Annotated in this window: 30 protein-coding genes and 1 pseudogene; 10 read left to right on the top strand and 21 right to left on the bottom strand. The window is 68.0% G+C overall.

The window, feature by feature from the left end; all coding sequences use genetic code 11:
* Positions 1-3 precede the first annotated feature (3 nt).
* The 7 genes from BST12_RS21060 to BST12_RS21030 all read right to left on the bottom strand — a co-directional run bounded on the left by BST12_RS21060 (position 4) and on the right by BST12_RS21030 (position 6,982).
* On the bottom strand, positions 4-927 hold the full coding sequence (locus BST12_RS21060) for a phosphatidylinositol mannoside acyltransferase (RefSeq protein WP_372510944.1): 924 nt from the start codon (positions 925-927) through the stop codon (positions 4-6).
* A gap of 32 nt (positions 928-959) precedes the next feature.
* Positions 960-1,613 carry a phosphatidylinositol phosphate synthase gene (gene pgsA, locus BST12_RS21055; protein ID WP_083115071.1) on the bottom strand — a complete coding sequence of 218 codons (654 nt, stop codon included), beginning with the start codon at positions 1,611-1,613 and terminating at the stop codon, positions 960-962.
* Positions 1,610-2,182, bottom strand: a complete 573-nt coding sequence (locus BST12_RS21050; RefSeq protein ID WP_083115070.1) for an ATP adenylyltransferase — start codon at positions 2,180-2,182, stop codon at positions 1,610-1,612. The genes pgsA and BST12_RS21050 overlap by 4 nt, the downstream gene beginning before the upstream one ends.
* Complete coding sequence (gene thrS, locus BST12_RS21045) at positions 2,175-4,220, bottom strand: threonine--tRNA ligase (RefSeq protein ID WP_083115068.1); 2,046 nt, start codon at positions 4,218-4,220, stop codon at positions 2,175-2,177. The genes BST12_RS21050 and thrS overlap by 8 nt, the downstream gene beginning before the upstream one ends.
* A 128-nt stretch (positions 4,221-4,348) precedes the next feature.
* Positions 4,349-5,308 carry a glycosyltransferase family 2 protein gene (locus BST12_RS21040; RefSeq protein ID WP_170062172.1) on the bottom strand — a complete coding sequence of 320 codons (960 nt, stop codon included), beginning with the start codon at positions 5,306-5,308 and terminating at the stop codon, positions 4,349-4,351.
* Positions 5,309-5,480: 172 nt separating this feature from the next.
* Complete coding sequence (locus tag BST12_RS21035) at positions 5,481-6,104, bottom strand: PaaI family thioesterase (protein ID WP_083115065.1); 624 nt, start codon at positions 6,102-6,104, stop codon at positions 5,481-5,483.
* A gap of 26 nt (positions 6,105-6,130) precedes the next feature.
* Positions 6,131-6,982, bottom strand: coding sequence for an aldo/keto reductase (locus tag BST12_RS21030; RefSeq protein WP_083115110.1), 852 nt, complete (start codon positions 6,980-6,982; stop codon positions 6,131-6,133).
* A 73-nt stretch (positions 6,983-7,055) separates the two neighbouring features.
* Between BST12_RS21030 and BST12_RS21025 the strand changes: the two genes are divergently transcribed.
* Complete coding sequence (locus BST12_RS21025; protein ID WP_083115063.1) at positions 7,056-7,559, top strand: DUF1990 domain-containing protein; 504 nt, start codon at positions 7,056-7,058, stop codon at positions 7,557-7,559.
* Between the two features lie 5 nt (positions 7,560-7,564).
* Here the strand turns inward: BST12_RS21025 and BST12_RS21020 are convergent, their stop codons facing one another.
* Positions 7,565-8,005: an Rv2617c family stress response/phage resistance protein gene (locus tag BST12_RS21020; protein WP_083115061.1), complete on the bottom strand. Its 441-nt coding sequence runs from the start codon at positions 8,003-8,005 to the stop codon at positions 7,565-7,567.
* Between the two features lie 95 nt (positions 8,006-8,100).
* On the opposite strand from BST12_RS21020, the gene BST12_RS21015 reads away from it, so the two are divergent.
* Positions 8,101-8,844 carry a helix-turn-helix transcriptional regulator gene (locus BST12_RS21015; protein WP_245850465.1) on the top strand — a complete coding sequence of 248 codons (744 nt, stop codon included), beginning with the start codon at positions 8,101-8,103 and terminating at the stop codon, positions 8,842-8,844.
* Here the strand turns inward: BST12_RS21015 and BST12_RS21010 are convergent.
* The 4 genes from BST12_RS21010 to BST12_RS20995 all read right to left on the bottom strand — a co-directional run bounded on the left by BST12_RS21010 (position 8,789) and on the right by BST12_RS20995 (position 11,348).
* The gene (locus BST12_RS21010) at positions 8,789-9,736 is read right to left on the bottom strand and encodes an NAD(P)H-dependent flavin oxidoreductase (RefSeq protein ID WP_083115059.1); all 948 of its coding nucleotides are present in this window, start codon (positions 9,734-9,736) and stop codon (positions 8,789-8,791) included. The genes BST12_RS21015 and BST12_RS21010 overlap by 56 nt on opposite strands.
* A gap of 12 nt (positions 9,737-9,748) precedes the next feature.
* Positions 9,749-10,096 carry a cupin domain-containing protein gene (locus BST12_RS21005; protein ID WP_083115058.1) on the bottom strand — a complete coding sequence of 116 codons (348 nt, stop codon included), beginning with the start codon at positions 10,094-10,096 and terminating at the stop codon, positions 9,749-9,751.
* Positions 10,097-10,185: 89 nt separating this feature from the next.
* Positions 10,186-10,611 (bottom strand): hypothetical protein, encoded by a 426-nt coding sequence (locus BST12_RS21000; protein ID WP_083115056.1) that lies wholly within the window; start codon positions 10,609-10,611, stop codon positions 10,186-10,188.
* The gene (locus BST12_RS20995) at positions 10,608-11,348 is read right to left on the bottom strand and encodes a helix-turn-helix transcriptional regulator (RefSeq protein WP_083115054.1); all 741 of its coding nucleotides are present in this window, start codon (positions 11,346-11,348) and stop codon (positions 10,608-10,610) included. Before BST12_RS20995 ends, BST12_RS21000 begins: the two co-directional genes overlap by 4 nt.
* 94 nt (positions 11,349-11,442) lie before the next feature.
* Between BST12_RS20995 and BST12_RS20990 the strand changes: the two genes are divergently transcribed.
* Positions 11,443-12,267 (top strand): class I SAM-dependent methyltransferase, encoded by an 825-nt coding sequence (locus BST12_RS20990; protein WP_083115106.1) that lies wholly within the window; start codon positions 11,443-11,445, stop codon positions 12,265-12,267.
* A 5-nt stretch (positions 12,268-12,272) separates the two neighbouring features.
* Here BST12_RS20990 and BST12_RS20985 read toward each other — a convergent pair whose 3' ends face one another.
* Entirely contained in the window at positions 12,273-13,439 is a 1,167-nt protein-coding gene (locus tag BST12_RS20985) for a PPE family protein (protein ID WP_083115052.1), read from the bottom strand.
* Positions 13,440-13,467: 28 nt separating this feature from the next.
* Positions 13,468-13,767, bottom strand: coding sequence for a PE family protein (locus BST12_RS20980; protein ID WP_083115104.1), 300 nt, complete (start codon positions 13,765-13,767; stop codon positions 13,468-13,470).
* A gap of 157 nt (positions 13,768-13,924) precedes the next feature.
* On the opposite strand from BST12_RS20980, the gene BST12_RS20975 reads away from it, so the two are divergent.
* The gene (locus BST12_RS20975) at positions 13,925-14,560 is read left to right on the top strand and encodes a TetR/AcrR family transcriptional regulator (protein ID WP_372510910.1); all 636 of its coding nucleotides are present in this window, start codon (positions 13,925-13,927) and stop codon (positions 14,558-14,560) included.
* Here the strand turns inward: BST12_RS20975 and BST12_RS20970 are convergent.
* From BST12_RS20970 to pcaH, 3 genes are read right to left on the bottom strand one after another with little or no spacing between them, the layout of a single operon-like run.
* Positions 14,548-15,777, bottom strand: coding sequence for a lyase family protein (locus BST12_RS20970; protein WP_083115050.1), 1,230 nt, complete (start codon positions 15,775-15,777; stop codon positions 14,548-14,550). The genes BST12_RS20975 and BST12_RS20970 overlap by 13 nt on opposite strands.
* On the bottom strand, positions 15,774-16,331 hold the full coding sequence (gene pcaG, locus BST12_RS20965; protein WP_211281320.1) for a protocatechuate 3,4-dioxygenase subunit alpha: 558 nt from the start codon (positions 16,329-16,331) through the stop codon (positions 15,774-15,776). Before pcaG ends, BST12_RS20970 begins: the two co-directional genes overlap by 4 nt.
* Entirely contained in the window at positions 16,328-17,098 is a 771-nt protein-coding gene (pcaH, locus tag BST12_RS20960; RefSeq protein WP_245850464.1) for a protocatechuate 3,4-dioxygenase subunit beta, read from the bottom strand. The genes pcaG and pcaH overlap by 4 nt, the downstream gene beginning before the upstream one ends.
* 28 nt (positions 17,099-17,126) lie before the next feature.
* Between pcaH and BST12_RS20955 the strand changes: the two genes are divergently transcribed.
* The gene (locus BST12_RS20955) at positions 17,127-17,897 is read left to right on the top strand and encodes a class I SAM-dependent methyltransferase (protein ID WP_083115048.1); all 771 of its coding nucleotides are present in this window, start codon (positions 17,127-17,129) and stop codon (positions 17,895-17,897) included.
* A 4-nt stretch (positions 17,898-17,901) separates the two neighbouring features.
* Here the strand turns inward: BST12_RS20955 and BST12_RS20950 are convergent, their stop codons facing one another.
* Positions 17,902-18,387, bottom strand: coding sequence for a hemerythrin domain-containing protein (locus tag BST12_RS20950; RefSeq protein ID WP_083115047.1), 486 nt, complete (start codon positions 18,385-18,387; stop codon positions 17,902-17,904).
* Complete coding sequence (locus tag BST12_RS20945) at positions 18,384-19,358, bottom strand: Rieske (2Fe-2S) protein (protein ID WP_083115046.1); 975 nt, start codon at positions 19,356-19,358, stop codon at positions 18,384-18,386. Before BST12_RS20945 ends, BST12_RS20950 begins: the two co-directional genes overlap by 4 nt.
* Before the next feature lie 307 nt (positions 19,359-19,665).
* Here BST12_RS20945 and BST12_RS20940 point away from each other — a divergent pair, with 307 nt between their 5' ends.
* The 5 genes from BST12_RS20940 to phtC are packed head-to-tail and all read left to right on the top strand — an operon-like array spanning position 19,666 to position 23,263.
* Positions 19,666-20,958, top strand: coding sequence for an aromatic ring-hydroxylating dioxygenase subunit alpha (locus BST12_RS20940; protein WP_083115100.1), 1,293 nt, complete (start codon positions 19,666-19,668; stop codon positions 20,956-20,958).
* Positions 20,955-21,485, top strand: a complete 531-nt coding sequence (locus BST12_RS20935; protein ID WP_083115045.1) for a 3-phenylpropionate/cinnamic acid dioxygenase subunit beta — start codon at positions 20,955-20,957, stop codon at positions 21,483-21,485. The genes BST12_RS20940 and BST12_RS20935 overlap by 4 nt, the downstream gene beginning before the upstream one ends.
* On the top strand, positions 21,482-21,760 hold the full coding sequence (locus BST12_RS20930) for a dihydrodiol dehydrogenase (protein ID WP_083115044.1): 279 nt from the start codon (positions 21,482-21,484) through the stop codon (positions 21,758-21,760). The genes BST12_RS20935 and BST12_RS20930 overlap by 4 nt, the downstream gene beginning before the upstream one ends.
* The gene (gene hcaB, locus BST12_RS20925; RefSeq protein ID WP_083115043.1) at positions 21,744-22,544 is read left to right on the top strand and encodes a 3-(cis-5,6-dihydroxycyclohexa-1,3-dien-1-yl)propanoate dehydrogenase; all 801 of its coding nucleotides are present in this window, start codon (positions 21,744-21,746) and stop codon (positions 22,542-22,544) included. Before BST12_RS20930 ends, hcaB begins: the two co-directional genes overlap by 17 nt.
* Positions 22,541-23,263 (top strand): 3,4-dihydroxyphthalate decarboxylase, encoded by a 723-nt coding sequence (phtC, locus tag BST12_RS20920; RefSeq protein ID WP_083115042.1) that lies wholly within the window; start codon positions 22,541-22,543, stop codon positions 23,261-23,263. Before hcaB ends, phtC begins: the two co-directional genes overlap by 4 nt.
* A 10-nt stretch (positions 23,264-23,273) precedes the next feature.
* Here phtC and BST12_RS20915 read toward each other — a convergent pair whose 3' ends face one another.
* Positions 23,274-24,077 (bottom strand): IclR family transcriptional regulator, encoded by an 804-nt coding sequence (locus tag BST12_RS20915; RefSeq protein ID WP_083115041.1) that lies wholly within the window; start codon positions 24,075-24,077, stop codon positions 23,274-23,276.
* Between the two features lie 18 nt (positions 24,078-24,095).
* Positions 24,096-25,589: pseudogene (locus BST12_RS32150) on the bottom strand (PE family protein); the annotation flags it as partial.

Genomic DNA, 25,589 nt, shown 5'->3' with positions numbered 1-25,589 from the left:
TGCTCATTTGGAGTTCAGCCTGGCCCGGCGCTCGTCGGACAGATCGGCCAGCCACTGCGGCTGCAGCATGTGCCAGTCGGCCGGGTGAGCGGCGATGTTGACCGCGAACCGGTTGGCCAGCGCCTGGGTGACGGTTGCGACGCTGGCGCTGCTGCAGTCCAGCGCCGGATCGACCTGGAATCCCCAGCCGTTGGGTTCGAACCAGCAGTGTGTCGGCAGCAGCGCCGCCCCGGTTTCGATCGCGAGCTTGGCCGGGCCGGCGGGCATCCGGGTGGGCTCGGCGAAGAAATCGACCTCGACACCGGTGCGGGTCAGGTCCCGCTCGGCCATCAGGCACACCACCCGGTTGGCCCGTAACCGCTCACACAACACCTCGAAGGGCGGTTGCGAGCCGCCCGACAGCGGCAGCACCTCGAAGCCGAGGCTCTCGCGGTAGTCGATGAAACGCTGGTAGAGCGATTCGGGCTTGAGCCGTTCGGCAACGGTGGTGAAGGTGCCGTGCGACTGCACCAGCCATACCCCGGCGATGTCCCAGTTGCCGCTGTGCGGCAACGCCAGCACCACGCCGCGGCCGGCGGCCAGCGCCGCGTCCAGGTGTTCCAGCCCGCGGATCATGTGGTCGAGCTGGCGGGCGATTCCCACATGGTCCATGGTCGGCAGCCGGAACGCCTCACGCCAGTACCGGCCGTAGGACGCCAGCGACGCACGCATCAGCGACTGCGGCACCTCGGCCGGCTGCACGCCGATGACCCTGGCCAGGTTCTTGCGCAGCTGCTCGGGCCCGCCGCGGCGGGCCGCGTAGCGCGCCCCGGTGTCGAATGCGTTGCGCGCGGCGAACTCCGGCATGGCGCGCACGGCCATCCAGCCGGCGGCATACGCCCAATCTGTCGCGGCACCGGTGAAGCGGCTGGTCAACTTGCGCGGCATGCCGGGCACTCGCAGACCGGCCGCGGTGGGCATCATTGCTCGCTCTTTTTCTGGGCAACCACGCGATCGGTCGCACCCGGTGACGTCCAAACCGTGTAGAGCCGCTGCCCGCAGGTGATCACGCTGGCCACCGCCAGCACCCACATCCCCACCGGCAGCGCCGGCGGCCACGCCACGAACGGGAAGTCCGAGACACCGGCACCGCTGAGCACGATGATCAACCGTTCCGGGCGCTCGATCATGCCGCCGTCGCCGCGCAGCCCGCTGGCCTCGGCCCGGGCCTTGATATAGGAGATCACCTGCGAGGTGACCAGGCAGATCAGCGTCGCCACCGTCAGCAGGCGGTCGTGCATGTGGAACGCGATCCACCACAACAGCCCGCAGAACACCGCGCCGTCGCTGATGCGATCACAGGCGGCGTCCAGCACCGCGCCAAACCGGGTGCCTCCCCCGCGCTCCCTGGCCATCGCCCCGTCGAGCATGTCGAACAGCACGAAGAACCAGACCACACATCCGCCCGCGAACAGCTTGCCCATCGGGAACAGCACCAGGGCCCCCGCTACCGACGCGGTGGTACCGATAACGGTGACGGCATCCGGGGTAAGGCCAACCCGCAACGCCGCCCTGGCCAGCGGGTTGGTGATGCGTGCGAAGAACGCGCGGGACAAGAACGGCAGCTTGCTCATGATTGCTGGGCCCATTCGTCGGCAAGCAGCTGGCGGGTCTCGCGCAGCAACTGCGGGATCACCTTGGAGCCGCCGATGATGGTGATGAAGTTCGCGTCGCCGCCCCAGCGCGGCACCACGTGCACGTGCAGGTGCTCGGCCAGCGAGCCCCCCGCTGAGGTGCCCAGGTTTATTCCGACGTTGAAACCGTGTGGGCGCGAGACGCTTTTGATGACGCGAATCGCCTTCTGGATGAAGGCCATCAGCTCGGTGCTCTCCGGACCGGTCAGGTCCTCCAGCTCCGATATCCGCCGATACGGCACCACCATCAGATGCCCGGGGTTGTACGGGTACAGGTTGAGCACGGCGTAGACGAACTCGCCGCGGGCAACCAGCAAACCGTCTTCGTCGGACAGGTGCGGGATGTCGCTGAAGGGCTGCGCGGGGGTTTCGTCGTCGCGCTTCTTCGGCGCTTCGGCAAGGTAGTTCATCCGGTACGGCGTCCATAACCGCTGCAGCTGGTCACGCTGGCCCACGCCGCGGTCCAAGATGGTGTTGTCGGTGCGATCCGCGTTCTGCTCCTCACTCACGGTCCGGCACCTTCACCAGTTCTGCTGTGGGAGAAGCGTTTTCGCGACCGGCGATCCAGTCCACAATGGCCGCCACCGCATTGTCGCGAGCCACTCCGTTGATCTGGGTGCGGTCGCCGAACCGGAAGCTGACCGCGCCGGCCTGCACGTCGCGGTCGCCGGCCAGCAGCATGAACGGCACCTTCTGGTTGGTGTGGTGCACGATCTTCTTGGCCATCCGATCGTCGCTGGCGTCCACCTCGACCCGCACGCCATGCGACTTCAATTGCGCAGCAACGTCTTTCAAATAGTCGATGTGTTCATCGGCAACCGGGATGCCGACCACCTGAACCGGCGCCAGCCAGGCCGGGAACGCTCCCGCATAGTGCTCGGTGAGGATGCCGAAGAACCGCTCGATCGACCCGAACAGCGCACGGTGGATCAGCACCGGCTGCTGCCGGGAACCATCAGAGGCGGTGTATTCCAACTCGAAGCGCTCCGGCATGTTGAAGTCGACCTGCAGCGTCGACATCTGCCAGCTACGCCCCAGCGCGTCTTTGACCTGCACGGAAATCTTGGGGCCGTAGAACGCCGCGCCGCCCGGATCGGGCACCAGCGCCAGACCGGAGGCTTCGCCGACCTCGCGCAGGATCTCGGTGGCCTCCTCCCACACCTCGTCGGAGCCCACGTATTTGTCGGGGTCCTTGGTGGACAGCTCCAGGTAGTAGTCGTTGAGCCCATAGTCGGCCAGCAGGTCGAGCACGAACCGCAGCACCGAGCTCAACTCGTCACGCATCTGCTCACGGGTGCAGTAGATGTGCGCGTCGTCCTGCGTCATGCCGCGCACCCGGGTCAGGCCATGCACCACCCCGGACTTCTCGTAGCGGTACACGCTGCCGAACTCGAAGAGCCGCAACGGAAGTTCGCGGTAGGACCGCCCGCGGGACCGGTAGATCAGGTGGTGCATCGGGCAGTTCATCGGCTTGAGGTAGTAGTCCTGGCCGGGTTTGCGCACCGTGCCGTCCGCGTTGTACTCGGCATCGATGTGCATCGGCGGGAACATGCCGTCGGCATACCACTCCAGGTGGCCCGAGGTGATGTACAGCTGCTCCTTGGTGATGTGCGGAGTGTTGACGAACTCATAGCCCGCCCGCTCGTGCTTGCGCCGCGAGTACTCCTCCAGCTCGCGCCGGATGATTCCGCCCTTGGGGTGGAAAACGGCCAGGCCGGAACCGATTTCGTCGGGAAAGCTGAACAGGTCCAGCTCGCCGCCGAGTTTGCGGTGGTCGCGGCGCTGCGCCTCTTCGATGAGTTCGAGGTGCTTGTCGAGGGCCTCCTGCGATTCCCAGGCGGTCCCGTAGATGCGTTGTAGGCTGGCGTTGCGCTGGTCGCCGCGCCAGTAGGCCGCCGAGCTGCGGGTCAGCTTGAACGCCGGGATGTGCTTGGTGGTGGGGATGTGCGGGCCACGGCACAAATCGCCCCAGACCCGTTCGCGGGTGCGGGGATTGAGATTGTCGTAGGCGGTCAGCTCGTCTCCCCCGACCTCCATTATTTCGGCCATGTCACCGGTGCCGACGGACTTGTCGTCGACCAGCTCGAGCTTGTACGGCTCGCCGGCCAGCTCGGTGCGGGCCTGGTCCTTGGACTCATAGACGCGCCGGTCGAACAGCTGGCCGTCCTTGACGATCTGGCGCATCCGCTTTTCCAGCGCCTGCAGGTCTTCGGGCGTGAACGGCTCGGCCACGTCGAAGTCGTAGTAGAAGCCGTCGGCGATGGGCGGCCCGATGCCCAGTTTGGCGTGCGGGAACAGGTTCTGGACGGCTTGGGCCAACACGTGCGCGGCCGAGTGGCGGATGACGCTGCGCCCCTCGTCGGTGTTGGCCGGCACCGGGACGACCTCGGCATCGGTGTCGGGGACCCAGCTCAGGTCGCGCAGCTTGCCGTCGGCGTCGCGCACCACGACGATCGCATCCGGCGAGCCGCGCCTGGGCAACCCCGCATCGCCGACGGCGGCGGCCGCGGTAGTCCCGGCAGGTACCCGGATCGGGGGGGCGCTCATCGCGTGGTCTCCAAGGCTGGGATGTCTGTAGAAGGTCGGGTGATCGTGTCAAAACGATCGCGACCATGCTATCCGGGCAGACCTCTACCAGCCCAAGCCGCCGCGCGCCGAGTGCGTCACGGCAGGCGTCAGGCAGCCTGATCGTGCGCTACGACGACATCTTCCTGGTTGTCACCAACCGCCACCGGCTTTGCCGTTTCGACCACACGTGCCCGTCTGCCATGCCTGCGCAGCTTCTGGCGCAGTTTGGCCGAGGTGAATCGGTTGTTCTCCACGTCGTAGAAAAAGCGCAACATGCGGATCGACGGGTACAGCGTCATCAGGATGAATATCGTCATCAGCGCCGTACCGCTCTTGACCTCGTGCGCTTTGGTGGTGCGCAGATACCGGGTGGAATACCGGTAGAAGTCACGCGCGCAGGATTCCACCCGCCGGCCCGACATTCCGGCAACCAGGGTGGGTTCGTAGACGACCTCGAAATTGTTCTTGAACAACACGACCGCTAGGTCGATGTCTTCGTGCAGCTGATCTTCCAGATCCAGCAGGGTCTGGTCGCCGACGGCCCACCAGGCGCAGGCGCGCAGCGCCATGTTGGCGCCGAGCAGAAACCGCTGGTCGGTGGATCTGCGATGCAGCCTGGTGCGGGTGGTGTGGTCGATCCGGAAGAACAGGCCGCGCATCGGCATGTCGTAGTACAGGACCGGCCCGGTCGCGGCGTCGATGGCCGGATCGGAAAAGCAGCGGCGAACCGTCTCAACCCAGTCCCGGGAGAGCAGGGAATCGGCGTCGATGCGGCCGATGACCTCGCTTCGCGCGGCGTCGAACCCGCAATTGCGGGTCGGCGCGATGCCCTGATACTCGTTTTGATCGAGCAGCCGTATGTCGATGTGCGGGTACTGCGACTGATACCAGCGCACGATCGAAGCCGTAGCGTCCGTCGACTTGTTGTTGACCACGATGATCTCGTCCGGGATGGACGTTTGGTCAAGGCACGATTCCAGGCATCGGCCGATGAAACGCTCTTCGTTGTAGGCGGGGATGACAATCGACACCGACGGAAACTCCGACTCGCCCGTCTTGTGATTCATGTCCATCGGTCCTTCAATCCACAACCTGTGCAATAGTATGTTAGTAAAATATTCACCCTGGCTATCGGCCGATCGGATGAATCGCTGTCCACCGTTAAGCGGATGCGCGGCCCTCAATTCCCGAAGTGGCGCTGCGATGTTAGCAAATATGGAGCAATTGCTCCACCATGGATTAGGGCTGGCCGGGACGCAGGCGCACGAACAGGGCATCGGCTTCGGCCAGCAGGACGTCGCCGTCGCGCAGCCGCCCCGACACGAAGATCTTGCGCCCGTCCACGCGGTCGACGCCCCCGTCGATCCGCAGGTCCTTTTCGATCGGCACGATGTGGCGGTAATTGATCTTGAGGTAGGCGGTGCGCTGGTAGGGCCCGCCGGTGAGCACTGACGACGTCAGCCCGAGCACCGAGTCGAACAGCAGCCCCAGCGCCCCGCCGTGCACGGCACCGTTGCGTCCGAGATGGAACCGGGCGAATCGGGCCGAGCCCTCGATGCGGCCGTCGTCGGTCTTATGCGCCGACATCGGGATGGTGAGGATATTGCCGCGCACCGGCAGGTCCATCCGGCGTCCCGAGGGCGATCGCCATTCGTCGGTGTCGAACGGCGCCAACAGCTCCGACAACTTTTCCAACAGGTCGGCCGCCTCGGTGATCACCTCGTCGGGCGCGTCGACGGCACGGGCGTGGTCTTGCAACCTGCGCACCCCGTCGATGAACCTGCCGTAGTCGGGCCCGCCCTTGGTGGTCGGTTCGGGCGGATTGAATCCCCCGCCCGGGTGCCCGGGCCGTTCTGTTGTCACCAGGACACCGTATTTGAGCTAATGAGCTATTGAGCGCCGGCGGCCGCCAGCGTCTCGAACTCCTCGTCGGACAGCGTGATCTCGGCCGCGGCGACGTTCTCCTCCAGGTGCGCCACCTGGGACGTGCCCGGGATCGGCAGCATCACCGGCGACCGCTTCAGCAGCCAGGCCAGGGCCAGCTGCGACGGCGTCGCGTGATGATCGGCGGCGATCTTCTGCAGCGGACCGTCGGGTGCGGCCAGCGGTCCGGCGGCCAGCGGGAACCACGGGATGAAGCCGATGCCCTGGCCGGTGGCGGCATCCAGCAGCGTCTCGGCGGCACGCGCCGAGAGGTTGTACATGTTCTGCACCGACGCGATCGGGGTGATCTGCTGTGCGGCGTTGAGTTGGTCGACGTCGATCTCGGACAGACCGATATGACGGATCTTGCCCTGGTTCTGCAAGGCGACCAGTTCGCCTATCTGGTCGGCCAGCGGGAAGTTCTCGTCGATGCGGTGCAGCTGGAACAGGTCGATTGTGTCGACCCCGAGCCGGCGCAAACTCATCTCGCACTCCTGGCGCAGATAGCTCGGATTGCCCAGCGGGATCCACACATCCGGGCCGGTGCGCAGCAGTCCCGCCTTCGTCGCGATGACCAGCCCGGTGTAGGGATGCAGCGCTTCGCGGATGATCTCCTCGGACACGTAGGGGCCGTACGAGTCCGCGGTGTCGATGAAGTTCACGCCCAGTTCGACGGCGCGGCGCAGCACCCGCACGCATTCGTCACGATCGGCAGGAGGTCCCCAGACGCCTCTACCGGTGAGCCGCATGGCGCCGAAGCCGAGTCGGTGCACGGTCAGATCGCCGCCGAGGGTGAAGGTTCCAGATGCCGCTGCCAGGGTTTGTGAGCTCACCGGTCCGACCGTACGCCGAGCCTCCGGGTGGAGTTTCACCCGTGGCAAGCTGGATCGGGTGGACCTTGACGCGCTTGCGCAGCTACCGCTGACTTACTCCGAGGTGGGCGCGACGGCCGCCGGCCAGTTGCCCCCGGGTTATGACCACCTGAGCGCGACAACCCAGATCGGGACCGGCGACGAGCGGTTCGAGCAGGCCGCCGACGCCGTCATGCACTGGGGTATGCAGCGCGGGGCCGGGCTGCGGGTACACGCCAGCTCGGACATCGCAGTGGTGTCGGCGGTCGTGGTGGTCAAGATGATGGGCTTTCTGAGCGCGCCCTGCCGCGTGGTGTACGTGATCGACGAACCCCATCTGCGCGGGTGGGCCTACGGCACGCTGCCGGGCCATCCCGAATCCGGTGAGGAGCGCTTCGCCGTGCGCCGGGACCCGACCACCTCCGCGGTGTACGCGGAGGTGTCGGCGTTCTCCCGGCCGGCGACCTGGTGGAGCAAGGCCGGTGGGCCGTTCGTGTCGGTGGCGCAGCGCATGATCGCCAAGCGCTACCTGCACGGGATCTGACCGGTTCAGCGGCGTCCGATGCTTCCGGTGTGCACGCCCTGGGCCAGGCGGGCCAGCGCGAGAGCCCCGACCAGCAAACCGAAGTCACGCAACGCCACGTCGTAGAAGCCGGGTCCGGTGACCAGGTCGACGATGATCCCGACCAGCCAGGCCGCCACTACCCAGGCGCCGAAGCGCGGCGCGACGGCCACCACGATTCCGGCGACGATCTCGATCACCCCGACCAGGTACATGGCCTGATCCGCGGTGCCGGGCAGCAGTCCGTCGATCCAGCCCGCCAGATACATGCTCCAGTGGTGGGGATGGGTCAGCAGATTGAAGAACTTGTCCAGGCCGAACACGATCGGCGCGATGGTGAACACCGTGCGAAGCAACAGAAACGCCGAGTACGCCGGGTCTTTCAACTGGTCGGCGAGCGCGGGCGGGTGGGCTTGTGTGGTGGTCATGGTTTCCTCCAATTTCTAACAGATAACAATTTGAACGTTAGAATCTGTAGACTGTAGCGTCAAGTGTTTTCTCCGTTAGAAATGAGGGCGCTGACGTGGATGCCGACCAGCCTCTCGAACCGCTGGAGCGCGCCGCGGCAGGAATCGGAGCACTCGCGGATCCGGTGCGCCACCAGCTCTACCGATACGTCTGTTCGCAACCCGCCGCGGTCAGCCGCGAACAGGCGGCCGAGGCGGTGGGCATCCCCCACCACCAGGCCAAGTTCCACCTGGACCGGCTCACCGCCGAGGGCCTGCTGGACAGCGACTATGCCCGTCTGACGGGGCGGTCCGGCCCGGGCGCCGGCCGCCCGGCCAAGCTGTATCGCCGAGCCGATCACGACATCGCGGTCAGCCTTCCGCAGCGGGAGTACGAGCTGGCCGGACGGCTGATGGCCGCGGCCATTGCCCGTTCGGCGGGCACCGGGGAACCCGTCGTCGACGTACTCAACCAGCTGGCCCGTGAATACGGGCAGGCGATCGGCGCCACCGCCGGCACGCCCCACGACCCCGCCGCCGCGCTCGTGCTGGCACTGGGCGTGCTGCGCAGATACGGCTACGAGCCGCGCGGTGCCGACGGCGAAATCGAACTGGCCAACTGCCCGTTCCACGCCCTGGCCCAGGAGCAGACCGAGCTAGCGTGCAACATGAACCACGCACTGATCACCGGCGTGGCCGATGCTCTGGCGCCGCACGGTCCCGCTACCCGGCTGCAGCCGGGACCGGCCCGCTGTTGCGTGGTGCTCAAGTGCTCCAACGGGCCAGCAAATTCTGCGCGCCCGAGCACATCGCCTCGATGACCTCACCGACCGGCGCGTCGTCGCGGATCATCCCCACACCCTGACCGGCGTCGACGGGAGCGACCCGCAGATCGTCGGCGGCGATCGAGGCCGCCACCTCCTGGCGCGCCGACAGATCCGCGGCCAGCGCGTCTTCCCTTCCCGTCCAGCGTGCGGCGAACTCATTGGCCAGCACGCGCGACGGGAACCGGGCCGGCCACGGCAGGCCGGCCGCGACATCGAAGACCCGGGTGACCGTGGTGTCGGTCTCGGCGGCGGCGATCAGGGCCCGACGGCCGGCCGCTGCGGTCAGGGCCTCCGGACACGCGGCAAGGCGGGTGCCCACCCAGGCGCCGCCGGCCCCAGCCGCCAGCACCGCGGCCAGGCTGCGCGGCGAGGCGACGCCGCCGCCGGCCAGCACCGGCACCGATACCGCATCCAGGACGGAGTCGAGCAGTGGCAGCGTGCCCAGCCGGTTACTCCCGTGTCCGCCGCCTTCGGCCCCGCGCGCAACCAGGACGTCGACCCCGGCGTCGGCCGCCGTGCGCGCACCCAGGGCGTCGTAAACCTGGGTGGCGGTGACGATTCCGGCGTCATGAGCCGCGGCGACCCACGACCAGTCGGTGCCGAAACTGACCGAAAGCAGTGCAGGCCGGGCGGCCAGCGCAGCCTCGAACAGCCCCGCCTCGTTGCGCATCACCCAGTCGACCAGCCCGATGCCGAATCTTCCGTCGACGTACCGCAATTGCTCGGCCAGCGCTGCGCGCGTGGCGGTGCTACCCATGCCGACCATGCCCAAACCGCCGGCCGCGGTGACGGCGGCGGCCAGCCGGCCACCGGCCACCCCGCCCATCGGTGCGTTGACGATCGGCACCCGCAGGCCGAAGGCCCGCGACCACTGCGTCGACAGCACCTGCGAATACCCCTAGTGGGCAGCGCCCGGCTGGGATTTCAGCACGGTCAGCATGACCACCGAATCCTCCACCGCGTGCAGAGCGTGCCGCTGCGGCGGAATCGCGACGTATTCACCGGCCTTGCCGTCCCAGGCGTCATCGCCGGCGGTCAGTCGCACGTGACCTTGCAGCACCTGCAGCGTCGCCTCCCCCGGGCTGTCGTGTTCGGACAGCTCGTGACCGGCCAGCAGCGCCAGCACGGTCTGCCGAAGTTCATGGGTGTGGCCACCGTGGATGGTGTGTGCGGCGCGGCCGCTGTGCGACTGCTTGGCCTCGGCCAGCTTTTCGGAGCCCAGGGCGGTCAGCGAGATGGATTCCATCGCAACGTCCTCTCATGATTGTGCTGCAGGTATCGCTCGACCCTATCGGCGGCAAACCAGTCGATCGTCGGCGACACCGAGCCGCAGCGTCATCCCAACAGCAGAAATATCCCGGCCACCACCAACGCGATTACCTTGACCACCTCGAGGCCGACGTAGGCATAGTGGCCACGCGAGCGGGGCGATTCCTGCCCCGCCAGCACCTGATCCGAACGCCTGGTCAAGCTGGGACGCACCGCAATCAACTGGATGGCCAGCGCGGCCAATGCCACCGCGAGTGCGACGAAGATCCGTGCCGGCGTGGGTCCCGACGCTGCGAGGGCCAGGATGACGAGCGCGAAACCGACCTCGATGGTGTTGAGCGCGCGAAAGACCAGCCGCCCGATGCCGAGACCGATCTGTAGCGTCACGTTGGGGGCCCGGAACTTCAGCGGGGCCTCCACGAACGAGATGGCCAGCACCATGCCCAGCCAGACGAAGGTCAGCGCGATCTCGATCGCTCGGGCGGTGCTCATTTGACCGTCCCCGCGGGCCGCAGATGCGCCAGACAAAGGTCCGGCTCGGCGAACGCTTCGAGCCGCTCGACGGCCACGGGCGCCGCCCAGGTTTCCAGGGCCCCTTGCATGAGTCCCAGGTGGATCGGGCACACCACATTGGTCCGGACTTCGGCGAGTTCCAGGAATGGACAGTGGCGCAGACCGATGGTGGGCGCCCCTTCGGCCGTTCCCCGTTCGGGGGCGAACCCCATCTCGTCGAGCACCCCCACCAGGTGCTGGATCGACTCCTCGGCGTTACCGGCATGCGCCGGCGCATCCAGCGTCCGGCCCCACATGCGGCCGGCCGCCAGCGCCTTGGCATTTGAATCACGTTGGGCGGCAAGGCCGATAGTCAGGATCTCGGCTAGCATCCGGTAATGCCGCGGTCCGCCCCGATCCATCTGCCGGACCGCCCGGAACATCAGCGGTGGACGACCCGGACCCCGATGTACCGGCTCGACCCGCTCGATTTGACCCGCGGCCACCAGGTTGTCGAGGTGGAAGCGCACAGTATTGGGATGCACGCCCAGTTGGTCGGCGATCTCGACGATGCTCTGCGCACCGGGCGACCCCCGTAACACCCGAAGCACTGCGCGACGGCGATCAGTGGGTTCTTCAGCTGAGCTGGCGATGATGTTCACCTCCTGAGAGTCGGCCCGCACTCTGCGGACCGGTTCAGCGCGTCGGCACCCGCCATCTGCGATCAGGTACGTCATACGCTAGAGTTTATACAAACTATTTGTAGAAAATATCGGAAGGGCCAAAACCCATGGGCGACAACAAACTTCACCCGCATTGGCGCGAAGTATGATGCCCGGTCGACGGCGCGATTCCGACGCGCCCCTGCCCGTGTCGAGTCGCACCGACGACAACGTGCCCGGACACTGGCTGCTGGCGCGGCTGGGCAAACGCGTGCTTCGTCCCGGCGGTGTCGAGCTGACCCGCACCCTGCTGGCCCGTGCCAATGTGACCGATGCCGATGTCCTCGAATTGGCCCCCGGCCTCGGCCGTACCGCCACCGAGATCATCGCCCGCCGGCCGCGGTCTTACGTCGGCGCGGAAGGCGATCCCGATGCGGCCAAGCTGGTCCGCGGCGTGCTCGGCGGCCCCGGCACCGGGCCCGCAGAAGTCCGGGTCACCGACGCGGCCGACACCGGCCTAGCCGACGCCAGCGCCGACGTCGTCATCGGTGAGGCCATGTTGACCATGCAGGGCGACGCCGCCAAGCACGCCATTGTCGCCGAGGCCGCCCGGGTTCTGCGCCCGCGCGGCCGTTATGCGATCCATGAACTCGCCCTGACGCCCGATGATGTCGCGGAGGACGTCAGCACCGACGTACGGCAGTCACTTGCCCGCGCGATCAAGGTCAACGCGCGGCCGCTGACCATTGCCGAGTGGTCGCAACTTCTGACCGGCCACGGACTGGTGGTCGAGCATGTGACGACGGCGCCGATGGCGCTGTTACAACCACGGCGCGTGATCGCCGACGAAGGCTTGTTCGGCGCGCTGCGGTTCGCCAAGAACGTGCTCACCAAGCCCGATGCCCGCAAGCGGGTCCTGTCGATGCGCCAGACATTTCGCAAGCACCGTGAGCGGCTCATCGCGGTCGCCATCATCGCCACCAAACCCGGATAGCCGGTTCAGCCCGCGGCCGGCGGCCGGGACATGACCAGCGGGCGGAATCCGTATTGCGGAACATTGCGCCCGCCCAACTGTCCGAGAATGCCGCTCAACGGCGCCAGCGGCAGGTTGTTCATGGCCGGTGCCGCCGCCGGGGCGGCGGAGCCGGCGCCCATCGCCGCCGCAAGCGGACTGGCCGACGGAACCATCGGAGTCCAGCCGGCCGGCACCGACAACGCCCCCAGCGGCAGGGCACGCCCCATGCTCGCCGACACGGTCGACGCCGCGGCGCCGGTCGCGTTCGGAGCGCCCGGCGCGTGCCCGCCGCCGGCGCCCGCGGCACTCAGGCCGCCCGCCAAGGCCGCGACCTCGCCCTGCACGGCCTGGGCCACCGGGGCCAGACCCTTCATGAACGTCGTCACGGCGGTGACCGCACTGGTGCAGTTCGCCAGCGACGTCACCGACGGCATGAACGGGGCGATGTACTGGACATAAAGCCCAACGAGGTCGTCCAACACGGAGTTGACCAGCGGCGCGGCCAGCTTCTGCAGGGCGTTGGGCAGCGTGGCGGTCAGCGTGGACAGCGCGTTCTGCACGCCGGTCTCGGCGGAATTCGCGGTGGTGCCCGCCACGGTGGCGACCTGGCGCGCCAACCCGCCCGGGTCGGCCACTTCGGCAGGTTCGGCGAAGTCGGTCAGCTGTGTCGCGCTGGCCGAGGCCGCCGCATAGCCATACATCGCCGTGGCATCCTGCGCCCACATTTCGGCGTACTGGGCCTCAGCCGCCGCGATCGCCGCGTTGTTCTGCCCGATGAAGTTCGTCGCGACGAGATTCGCCAGCAGGGCACGGTTCGCCGAGATCAACACCGGCGGCACCGTCATGGCAAAAGCCGTCTCGTGTGCCGCGGCCGCCGCGGCCGCCTGGCCGGCGGCCGCTTCGGCTTGCGCGGCACTGGTTTCCAGCCACGCCAGATACGGCGTCACGGCAGCCGCCAGCGCCACCGATGTCGGCCCCAGCCATGGCCCGCTGGTCAGCCCGTTGACCACCGAGCGATAGGAAACCGCGGTCGACTGCAGGTCGTCGGCCAGCTCGCCCCACGCTGTGGCCGCGGCGACGAATGAGCCCGCGCCGGGACCGGCGTACATGCGGGCGGAATTGATCTCCGGTGCCAACAGTCCGTAGTCCATGTCGCGCTCCCCTGTCCCGTCCGGCCGCTCAGATCGCCGCCGCCGCGCTCGCGGCCTCGGTGGCCGCGTAGGACGCCGCGCTGGCCGCCAACGTGGCCACGAACATCTCGTGCACCGCAACCGCTCGAGCGCTCACCGCCTGGTACCGCTGCGCGTGGGCGGCGAACTGCGCCGCGGTCAGGGCTGACACCTCATCGGCGGCCGCCGGGACCACGGCCCCGATCACACCGGCGGCAGCCGCATTGCCGGCACTCATCGCCGCGCCGATCGACTGCAGGTTGACGGCAGCCGCCGAGACCAGCTCTGGGTGTGCGGTCAGAAACGTCATCAGGATTCCCTTCGTGGCCTGGTGGCTGGTGTGGTGACGAAAAGGTATCAACGCGGTGTCGATCGAGTCAACACTACTGTCGAAAATATTCGACACTACGTCTGGTGAACTCGACACGTGTGTTGACAACGCTCGACACAGCCGTATGGTGGGTATCGTGACCCAAACTGAGTACGTACAGGCCTCCCGGAGCCGTCGCTCGTCGCATCTCTCCGGCGACGACCGGGAACAGGCGATCCTGGCCACCGCCGAACGCCTGCTGCAGGAGCGGCCGCTGGGCGACTTCTCGGTGGACGAGCTGGCAAAGGGCGCAGGAATCTCCCGGCCCACCTTCTACTTCTATTTCTCCTCGAAGAACGCGGTGCTGCTATCGCTGATGGATCAGGTCAGCAGCAGGGCGCGCGGGGCGTTGAAGTCCCTCGGCGGCAAACTGACCGGCGATCCGACGACGCATTGGCGGCCCCGCATCGAGGCGTTCTTCGAAATCGCCGGCGCCAATCGGGCGATTGCCGTGGCCGGTGCCGCGGCCAAAGCCAGCAACTCCGAGGTCCGGCAGTTGTGGGCATCGCTGATGCAGCAGTGGATCACCTATACCGCCGCGGCCATTCAGGCCGAGCGCGACCGCGGCGTCGCGCCCGACAACGTGCCCGCCCGTGATCTGGCTACCGCGCTGACCTTGCTGAACGAGCGGGTGATGGCGTCGACGTTCACCCAGGAAGAGGGCGCCATCGCCGAGGAACACGCGATCGACACGCTGGTGCACATCTGGGAGGCCAGCATCTACAACGGCTGACCGCCCACGATCTGCTGGGCGCGCGCCACGCTCTGGTCGACGAGCCGGCCGGCCGCCCCGAAGTACGTCGCCGACGGCTGCCTTCCGGCCAGTTCGGCGACGGCGCGTTGTTCACCCAGCACGTCCGCGGCGCTGAGATTCTCGGCCATCCGCGCGGCATGCACCTGCAGGCCCGCCAGCAGTTCGAGGCACTGAGAACCCGCGACGATGGTGCGCCGGGCCAGGATCCGCAGCGTGTCCCATTCGGCGTGCCAGGCGCCGTCGGGGCGTTCGTCATTGGCCAGTGCGGCGGCCGTGTGCAGGGTGGCCGCCAGGGGCGGCGCCGCCAGCGCCGCCCGCCGGATCAGGACGGCCAGCACCGGGTTGCGCTTGTGGGGCATCGACGACGATCCGCCGCGCCGGCCGACGACCGGCTCACTCAGCTCGGCGATTTCCGGGCGGGTCAGGGTGACGACGTCGTTTGCGATCCGGCCCCAACAATCGGTGCACGCGACGAGCGCGCCGGCAAGCGCGGTGATCGGACCGCGGGCGGTGTGCCAGGGCTGCTGGAACTGCAGGCCCAAAGTCGTTGCGGCGCTTCGTGCTACGTTTTCGGCTGTCTGGGCGGGGTCCGATGCACCCAGCAGTGTCGCCAATTCCGTTGTCGCTGCCCATGTTCCGACCGCACCGCCGAACTGTGCCGGGGTGACCGATGCGCGCAGCCGCCGATGGGCGTCCACCACGCCGTCGAGCCAGCCGGCCGCCTTGACGCCGAACGTGGTGGGCGCCGCATGTTGGGTCAGCGTCCGGGCCAGCATCGGCGTACCGCGATGGGCCGTGGCGAGTGCCGCTAGCACTGAAACCTGTTCGGCGAGTTGGGAGACGAGCTGTTCCACCACCGCGCGTACCGACAGCATCAGGGCGGTGTCGAGGACGTCCTGGCTGGTGAGTCCGCGGTGAATCCACGAGGCGACCGGTGTAACGGCGCGTTGCCGCAGCAGCCCCACCAAGCCGATGACCGGGTTGCCGCCGTCCTCGGCGGCACCGGCGAGCCGCTCCCGGTCGTCGGCTTCGACCAGGTGCCACAGGTCGGCACCGGCGGCGTCGGCCGGCGCCAGGCCGGCTGCCGCCAGGGCGTTCAGCCATGCCGATTCCACCGCGACCATCGCCTTCAGCAACGCCTGATCCGTCATGTGCTCACCGGCGCGCTCGTCGCCCGGCCACAGCAGGTTGGTCATTGCGGATCGTCCCGGTAGGTCAGGAATACGGTTTCATTCGGGCCCTGCAGGTGGATGTCGAAGCGGTAGCTGGTACCGCTTTCCGTGCCGCACACCAAGGTATCCCGGCGTGTGACGTCAACAGTGGACAACAGCGGATCAGCCTCGAAGTCGGCGTCCGGCAGATAGGCGCGCGTGCACAGCCGGTGCAGCAGCCCACGGGCGAACACCGTGATCGCGAAGAACGGCTGCCCAACGCCCGACGCTCCGGGTACCACCGTGGTGAAGCGGTAGTAGCCGCCGGCGTCGGTGGCGGCCCGGCCGAATCCGGTGAAGGCCGAGCCGTCGCGGCTCAGCGAGCCTGGAGCCCCCGGGATTCGGCCGTCGCCGTCGGCTTGCCAGACTTCCACCAGTGCGTCCGGGATTGCGCGGCCGGCGCCGTCGTAAACCGTGCCGTGCAGCACGACCGCATCGGGGTGTTCCGGGCGGACCAATTCGCTGTCGCCGGGATAAGGCAAGCCCAGGCCGAAGAATGGGCCCACGGTTTGACCTGGGGTGCAAGACAATTCGATCATCCCTCGGTCCAGGTGCGCCCGCTGCCGGAGAGCACGATGTCCCAGCGGTATCCGGTCGCATACTCGGGCTGGGTGAGGTCATGGTCGTAGCCGGCGATGAGGCGTTGGCGCGCAACGGGATCCATTATCGAGGAGACTATGGGGTCCAAGCCGAACAGCGGATCACCGGGAAAGTACATCTGGGTGACCAGACGCTGGGTGAAGGCGGTACCGAAGAGTGAGAAGTGGATGTGGGCGGGCCGCCAGGCATTGAGATGGTTGCGCCACGGATAGGGACCGGGCTTGACGGTGAGGAAGCGGTAGGAGCCGTCGGGCCCGGTCAGGCAGCGCCCGGCGCCGGTGAAGTTCGGGTCGAGCGGAGCCGGATGCTGATCGAGCTGGTGGCGGTAGCGACCGCTGGCGTTGGCCTGCCAGATCTCGACCAGCTGGCCGGCCACCGGCCGGCCGGCTGCATCGAGCACCCGCCCGGCCACGATGATGCGCTCCCCTAGCGGCTCACCCGGATGACCGGACGTAAGGTCCGCGTCGCCCGGCGCAACGTCCTGCTGGCCGAAGCAGGGTGCCCAGCGTTCGATCTCGTCGGGGTCCACGATCAGCGGCGCGAACTCGGGGTGGCGAAGAACGCTGCTGCGATACGGCGGGTAGTCGAGGCGAGGCTGCGTTTCACCGCCGCCTAGGTGCCGGCATCCGGCCGCTTCGACAGCCAATGCGGCGATCTCGGCGCTGATGTCATGCTGCGACACGACGCGCTCGGCTGGGGGCTCCACGTAGCGTGACGCTACTAGCGTTAGCGCCATGCCAAGCGATTATGTCTACGACCAGAGTTTCGCCGAGGAACGCACCCGGCTGGCCGGCATGGAAAGCCTGTGGGACCCCGGAACTCAAGCGCTGCTCGACGAGCTCGGCATCGGCACGGGTGACAAGGCCTGGCGCTGCCTGGAACTCGGCGCCGGTGGCGGCTCGCTGGTGCAGTGGATGGCCGGACGCGGGGCCAGCGTGCTGGCCGTCGACATCGACACGCGCTTCGTCGAACCGCTGGCCGGCGACGCGATCGAGGTCAAACGCCTCGACATCCGGACCGACGAACTGCCGCGCGGCGAATTCGACTTGATCCATTCCCGGCTGGTCCTCGAGCACCTGGCCGACCGGCGTCAGATCCTCGACCGCCTGGTCGCCGCGCTGCGCCCCGGCGGCTGGCTGGTCATCGAGGACTACGACTGGACGGCGTTCGGCTTCGAGGGCACCGACGACCAGCTGGAGCGGGTGACTTCGGCGATTCTGGCCTTCATGCAGCGCGCCGGCTTCGAGCCGCATTACGGGCGGCGCGTCGTCGCCGACCTGGCCGCTGCCGGACTGCGCGACGTGCGCGGTGAGGGCCGCGCCCGGGTAATCGATTCCAGCACAGCGGGTTTCGATTTCTTCCGGCTGTCCTTCGAGAGCCTGCGCGGCGCGGTCGTCGACGCGGGGCTGATCTCACGCGAGGACGCCGACGCGGCCGCCGCACGCTTCGGCGAGGACCTGCGCCTTCTCACGCCGATCATGATGGCCGGAATCGGCCGCCGCTAAGGCGTCAGATCCCGCGCAGCAGCGCAGACTTTCCCTTGGTCCGAAGCCGGTGCCAGGTGGACCCGCGCAACTGCTCGATCCGGGCGGCCATCTTCGCGCCCAGCTCCTCGAGCTCTGCGTCGGTGATCTTCACCGACGGCGGAACGGGAATCATGTCGCGTTCCTCTTCGTCGGCGTGAGCCTCGAGGACCGTCTTGAACGTATTCCACTCTTGCTCGTATCGCGGCGCGCTCTGCGGAGTGCGCAGCAGCACCCCGAGCTGGTCGACCACCTGGCGATGCTCGGCGTGGGCGACCGCGATCAGTTCGCTGGCGGCGGCCAGGGCCGGGTAATACAGGTCGTCCTCGATGCGGAAATGGATGTCCAGCTCGACGAGCATCTCGTCGAACAGGGAGTGCCGCTCTTCGCTGTTCACCGGAGCTTCGCTTACCTTGCGGCCGTAGCCCTTGATCACAACGTGGTGGTCTTTGAGCACTTCGTAGGCGTTCATTTGCTTACTCCGTTTCCCGCGGCACTGCCCGCCGCAATCGCAGGTTGTCCGTCAGAGCGCACTTCGATCATTCCGTCGACCAACCGGGCCTCGTAGCACGGCAGCGGCGTTGCCGACGGACCGCGCAACACCTCCCCGGACTCCAGTGCGAACCGCGAGCCGTGCCACGGACACACGATGCGCCCGCGATCCACCCAGCCGTCGGCCATGGGCGCTGCCAGGTGCGGGCAGAACTCGCCGAAGGCGGAGACCTCGCCCGGGTTGGTCTGGCACACCACCAGCCCCACCCCGTCGACCTCGACGCGCTGCGGCTTGCCGTCCAGCAGGGAGGTGACCGGCAGCACCGGCGTCCACTCGGTGGTGCGAAGCCGCTCGCCGGACTGGTCGATTCCGATGCCCGACTCGAACACCAAGGCACCACCCAGGTAGCTGCCCGCCATCGTGATGCCGTAACCCATTGCGCTGGTTGCGATTCCGCGCATGTGACGGCCCCGGCGGCGGTCCAGCCAGGACAGCGCGTACAGCGCGGTCGCGGCCGAGTTGACCACCCCGTGCACCAGCCCGACCCGACGGTCGCCCTGGTGGGTGTGCTGCCAGTCGGTGACGCCGGTGACCGCCGCACCCACACTGGCCAGAATCCCCACACCCAGTGCGCGCGAGGCGATCCGCGCGGCGTCGCGGGCTTCGGTCCTACTTTGGCCGGGCAGCAGGCTCATGGCATCCAGTGCCACCGCCGTACCCAGCGCTCCGCTGGCCAGTGACGCCAGCGGGGGATGCACCGGATGACCCAGCCAAACCCCGTTGAGCACATTCGTGACGCGATCGCGCGCGCCACCGAGTGCGTTGAAGCCGTACGCGAGAACGTGTTCGAAGCGGTAGCTGGGCCTATCCAGCCACTCCTGACGAGCGATCGTCGCGATGACTCGCGATCCCAATCGCTTTGGCTGCCCATTCACTGAGCGATCTCCCATGGCACCAGCGCCCTTCCCCAAGTCAGACCCGTCTGCCCGCGATGAGCGCCCTTACTCCCATGAGCACGCTCACACACACGCACTGGACACAACGTGACCACGTTAACCACGCACATTGCGTCCAGACGGTGAGTACTCGGTGTGAACTGGCTGTGAATAAGGCGACAGACTCCTGTGTGAGAGCCGCATGCGCGAGGACGCTGTTGACCCGCGGCGGCCCGATGCGGGATTCTGGTAGACAGAAATATTCTCTGTACAACAGATTGCGAGTCCAGTGACAGACGTCTTCACCAACGTGCGACAGGGCATGATCCCGGCGCACATCTACAACGACACCGAGTTGTTCGCGCTGGAAACGGAGCGGCTGTTCAGCCGGACGTGGATGTTCGTCGCCCACGAATCCGAAATCCCGCAAGACGGCGACTACGTGGTACGGCGGGTCCTCGACGATTCGTTCATCATCGCCCGCGACTCGAGCGGCAAGGTGCAGGCCTTTTTCAATATGTGCCTGCACCGGGGGATGCAGGTGTGCCGCGCCGAGATGGGCAACGCCTCCAACTTCCGCTGCCCGTATCACGGCTGGACTTACCGCAACGACGGCCGCCTGACAGGTTTGCCGTTTCACCGCGATGCCTACGGCGGCGACGAGGGCTTCACCAAGGGCCAAACCCTGCTTCCCGCACCGAGTTTGGGCAATTACAACGGCCTCATCTTTATCAACCTGGACCCCAACGCCGAGCCTTTGGCCGATTTCCTCGGCGACTTCCGCTTCTATCTCGACTACTACACCCGGCAAAGCACCCAAGGCCTGCAAGTGCGTGGGCCGCAACGCTGGCGCATCAAGGCGAACTGGAAGATCGGCGCGGAGAATTTCGCCGGCGACATGTACCACACGCCGCACACGCACGCATCCATCGTCGAGATCGGCCTGTTCCGTGAGCCGAAGGCGCAGAAGCGCAAGGACGGCGCCACCTACTGGGCGGATTGCGGCGGCGGCACCACCTACAAGCTGCCCCCGGGCGGCTTCGAAGAGCGCATGCGCTACGTCGGTTACCCCGACGAAATGATCGCTCGCATAAAGGAAATGTGGACACCGCAACAACAACAGGTCGTCGGCGAAGACGGTTTCATGATTTCGGCCGCCACCTGCTTTCCCAACCTGAGTTTCGTGCACAATTGGCCGAAGCTGCCCGAGAGCGAGCAGGTGCTGCCGTTCATCTCGATTCGGCAGTGGCAGCCCATCAGCGCCAATGAAACCGAGGTGTGCTCGTGGTTCGCGGTCGACGCCGCCGCACCCGAGCAGTTCAAAAGGGACTCGTACAAGGCGTATTTGATGTGCTTCGGGTCCAGCGGCATGTTCGAGCAGGACGACGTGGAGAACTGGGTGTCGCTGACCACCACCGCGGGCGGCTCGATGGCCCGACGGCTGTTGCTGAACAGCCGGATGGGGCTACTCCACGACGACCGGCCGGTCAGCCCGGAACTGTCCGCCGAGTCCTTCCACGGGCCCGGACGCGCCCAGGTCGGCTACAACGAATACAACCAGCGTGAGCTGCTCAAGTTGTGGGCACAGCACCTCGAATCGGCGGTCACGGCATGAGAAATCCGCTCCGGTTCAACGACATTCGGCATTTCGAGGCGCATCAGTTCCTGGTCGACGAGGCCTACCTGCTGGACGCTCAGCGCTACGAGGAGTGGCTGGACACCCTGACCGACGACATTCGGTACGTCATGCCGGTGCGGGTCACCACCGCACGGGGTGCCGGGTTCGACACCGCACCGGCAAGGGGGCCGGGCATGGCTCATTTCGACGAGGACAAGTACTCGCTGACCCAACGGGTCGCGCGATTCGCCACCGAGCACGCCTGGACCGAGGACCCGCCGTCGCGGCTGCGCCACTTCATCACCAACGTGCGCACGTTCGAGGGCCAGGATTCCGAACACGTTTGCGTCGAATCGGCCGAACTGTTGTTCCGCAGCCGCGGCGACGTCAACGAGAGCGCGTTGGTGTCCTGCGGCCGCGAGGATGTGCTGCGCAGGTGTGACGGGCGATGGAAGTTGGCCCGCCGCAATATCATTGCCGACGAGTCGGTGCTGCGGATGCAGAACCTGGCGGTGTTCCTATGAGTGACGAGCTGGCGCGGTTGCTCGACGGTGCGGTTGGCGAAGCCGCCACCGTCGCCAACGAATTCACCGAAGTGGTGGTACGTCGGGTGGACACCCGCAACGGGTCGCGGCTGCTGATCACCGCACCCAGGACCGGGCAATGGATCAGCCTGGACGCGCTGGAAGTGGAAGCGCTCACCTGGCAGAACCCCCGTACGCTGGCGGCCATGGTCGGCAATTCGTACGCGCCGCTACTGCCCGACGAACCGGACGGCGCCGATGACCGGATGGCTTGACGGCAAGCGCGCCCTGGTGGTGGGTGCCGGTTCCGGGATCGGCCGTGCCGTCGTCGACGCTTTCGTGGCCGAAGGCGCGAAAGTGGCTGTGCTGGAACGGGATCGCGCCAAGTGCGAAAGGTTGCGGCAGGAGCTGCCCGCGGTGCCCGTCGTCGAGGGTGACGCGGTCACCCGCGAAGCCAATGACCATGCCGTCGCAACCGCGGCGGACAAGTTCGGCGGGCTCGACACGCTGGTCAACTGCGTCGGCGTATTCGACTTCTACCGGGGAATCGGCGACATCGGCGCCGACGACCTGTCCCCCGCCTTCGACGAGATGTTCCGCACCAACGTGCTCACCCAGTTGCAGTCGGTCAAGGCCGCGCTCCCGGCGCTGCGCGCGGCGACAGGGGCCTCGATTGTGCTGACCGAGTCGGCGTCGTCGTACTACCCGGGGCGCGGCGGCGTGCTGTACGTGTCGTCGAAGTTCGCCGTGCGCGGGCTAGTCGCGGCCCTGGCGCACGAACTGGCCCCGCAGATCCGGGTCAACGGCGTGGCGCCCGGCGGAACGCTGAACACGGATCTGCGTGGCATGGTCAGTCTGGGTTCAGCCGACGTCCGCCTCGACGAAACACCCAACCGCGCAACGGACATGGCCGCACGCACGCCGCTCAACGTGGCGCTGTCCGGCGAAGACCACGCGTGGAGTTATGTGTACCTGGCCGCCGATCGCTCCCGCGGCATCACCGGTGAGACCATCCACCCCGACGGTGGATTTCGTCTGGGCACGCCGAGGTCCACGTGACGGACCCGCTGGCCCAGCAGCGGGCCCTGGTGGCCCAGGGCTGCCGGGTCGCCGCGGCCCGCGGTTTGGTGGACGCCGTCCTGGGCCATCTGAGTCTGCGGATCGACGACGAGCACCTGCTCATCCGCTGCCGCAGTGACACCGATACCGGCGTGGCGTTCACCCGGCCCAGCGACATCCGGCTCGTCACATTCGACGGAACGGCCGGCGCCGCGGGCGAACTCGACGGCTACCGGGTGCCCAACGAGCTGCCCATCCATGTCGAAACCCTGCTCGCCGCGCCACAGCACCGGGCCGTCGCCCACCTGCACCCGCCGGCCGTTGTCGCCGCGGATCTGGCCGGCATCGCCCTTCGGCCCATCTACGGCGCCTATGACATTCCCGGTGCGTGGCTGGCCCGCGGCGGCGTGCCCGTGTATGAACGCTCCGTGCTGATCCGAAACTCCTTGCTGGGCAAGGAAATGGTGGCGGCCATGGGCGAGGCACCGGTGGTGATATGCCGTGGGCATGGCATCACCAGCGCTGCGGGCACGGTGCAGCAGTCGGTGTTGCAGGCGATCGCCGTCGACCAACTGGCCCGGATGTCGCTGCGGGTGCGCGCCGCCGGCGGGACCCTGCGCGATATCGACGAGGCCGACTGGGATGACCTGCCGGACTTGGGATCTAGGTTCAACATCGAGGCGGCCTGGCGACACGAGGTCGCCCGGTTGAGCGGCTAGCCCAGCTGATCTAACCCAGCTGATCGCCAATCTCCTTGGCCGCCTTGATGAGTGCGGTCGCGATCGCGGGGTACTGGGCGCTCTCCAATCGGTTCAACGGCGCCGCGGCGTTGAGCGCAAGCCGCAGTCCGGGCGCGCGGCTGGGGATCGCGACGGCCACCGAGGCCACGCCTTCTTCGCTCTCTTCGCGGTTGACGGCATAGCCGCGCTTGCGAATCGCCGCCAGCTCGGCCTCCAGCTCGGCGCGGGTGCCGATCGAGCGCGCGGTGATGCCCTGCAGTTCGTCTTGCGGAAGTAGTTGGCGCAGTTCGGCTTCGGGCAGCTGGGACAGCAGCACCTTGCCGGTGGAGGTGCAATGCGCGGGCATGGTGCGGCCCAGCCGCGAGGCCACCCGCACCGCGGCCGGGCCCTCGACGGCGGCGATGAACCGGACCCCGGCGCCGTCGAGCAAGCCGAGGTGAATGGTTTCCCGCAGCGTTTCGCTGAGCCGCCGCATGACCGGCAGCGCGGTGCCCTGAATGTCGATGCGGCCGAAGATGGCGAACGCCACACCCGTTAACGCCGGCCCGGGCAGATAAGCCTTGGACACCGGGTCTTGCCGAACGAACCCCCGGTAGATCAGCATCGCCAGCAGCCGGTGCGCGGTTGACGACGCCACTCCCAGATACCGGGTCGCCTCACTCAACCGGATCTGCGGCTGCTCACCCAGTAGCAGCAGCAGCTTGAGGGCATTGTCGACCGATTCGATCGGGTATTGCGGCGCAAGCGAATCGGCGGCCGGCGCCTCGGCGGCGCGCTTCTTCTTCGCTGGCATGTCAAGCCTGGACGGGCGTCACGGGACGATGGTGACGATCCCAGTCTTGCCGGGGTTGCCCGGAACGCCCAGCAGACCCGTGTTCCCGGTGCCACCGCCCGGCCCTCCTGGCGCGCCGCCGGCTCCGCCCTGGCCGCCCAGCGCGAAATTGCCGCCCGTGCCGGCCGTGCTGCCGGTGATACCCGTCGCATTGCCGCCGTTGCCGCCGCTGCCGCCGGCTCCGCCCTGGCCGCCCATGCCGCCGGTACCGCCGCCGCCGACGGGACCGGCAGCGCCGGCCCAGCCGATCAGACCGCCGGCACCGCCGCCGCCCACGCCGGTGCCCCCGGCGCCGCCGGCACCCCCGGCGCCGCCGTCGAGACCGATGAGACCGTTCTTGCCGCTGGCGGCCGTTGCGATGCCGCCGGCGCTAATCGCCGCGCCGCCGGAACCACCGCTACCGCCGGCGCCGCCGATGCCGCCTACCCCACCGATGCCGCCCTGACCACCGGCGCCTCCGGCGCCGCCGATGCCGATGAACGACCCCGCCGCGCCGCCGTTGCCGCCGACACCACCGGTGCCACCGACACCGCCGATCCCGCCATTGCTGCCCGCGGCCGCAGCGGATCCACTGTCGCCGCCAATGGCTTTGCCGGTGCCGTCAGCCATGGCTGCCCCGCCCGAGCCGCCGTTACCGCCGTCGAAGCCGGCCGCGCCGGTGCCGCCGGTGCCGCCGGTGCCGCCGGCTCCGCCGGCCCCGCCATTGCCGATGAACATTCCGCCGTGTCCGCCGTTGCCGCCGGCACCTCCGGTGCCCCCGGCGCCGCCGTTTGCGCCCACGACGGTGCTGGCGGCGGCGCCGTTTGCGCCGGTGCCGCCTTTGGCGTCACCGTTGCCCGTGTTGTGGCCCAGGCCGCCCGCGCCGCCGTCACCGCCGTTTCCGCCGGCCACCGAACCGGGCTGGCCCTGCCCGCCGTTACCGCCGGTCGCAGTGCCGCCGGCACTGCCGCTGGTTTCTCCGGTGCCGCCACTGCCGCCGTTGCCGCCGCTACCACCGGCGGTGCCGGCCTTTCCGCCGTCGCCGCCGGCACCGCCGGTGCCGTTATTGCCGTCCAGGGATTGCCCGGTTCCGCCGATCCCGCCGGTACCGCCGCTCTCATTGGTGCCGGCCGTACCGTCGACGCCGTTGCCGCCCGCGGTGCCGGTCTGGTTTCCGTTGCCGATCTGGTTGGGCCCGTTCGTCCCGGAGCCGACCGGGGCACCCGGCGCCTGGCCAGGTACGCCGGTCAAGCCGGTACCGCCTTGACCACCGGCGCCGCCGGAACCGATCCAAACGGCGTTGCCGCCGTCGCCGCCCCTGCCCGGCAGACCACCGAGCACGCCCGACACCGCCGGCCCGCCCTGGCCGCCGATGCCGCCGTCGCCGAACACCGTCGCGCCGACGCCGCCGTTACCACCGACCGCGCCGGCCCCGCCCAGCCCACCGGCACCGCCATTGCCGATCAGCATGGGTCCCGCGCCGCCATGCCCACC

The sequence above is a fragment of the Mycobacterium angelicum genome, assembly GCF_002086155.1.
Lineage (GTDB): Bacteria > Actinomycetota > Actinomycetes > Mycobacteriales > Mycobacteriaceae > Mycobacterium > Mycobacterium angelicum.
The sequence above is the reverse complement of the archived record's forward strand: the minus strand, read 5'-3'. Positions and strand labels throughout refer to the sequence as shown.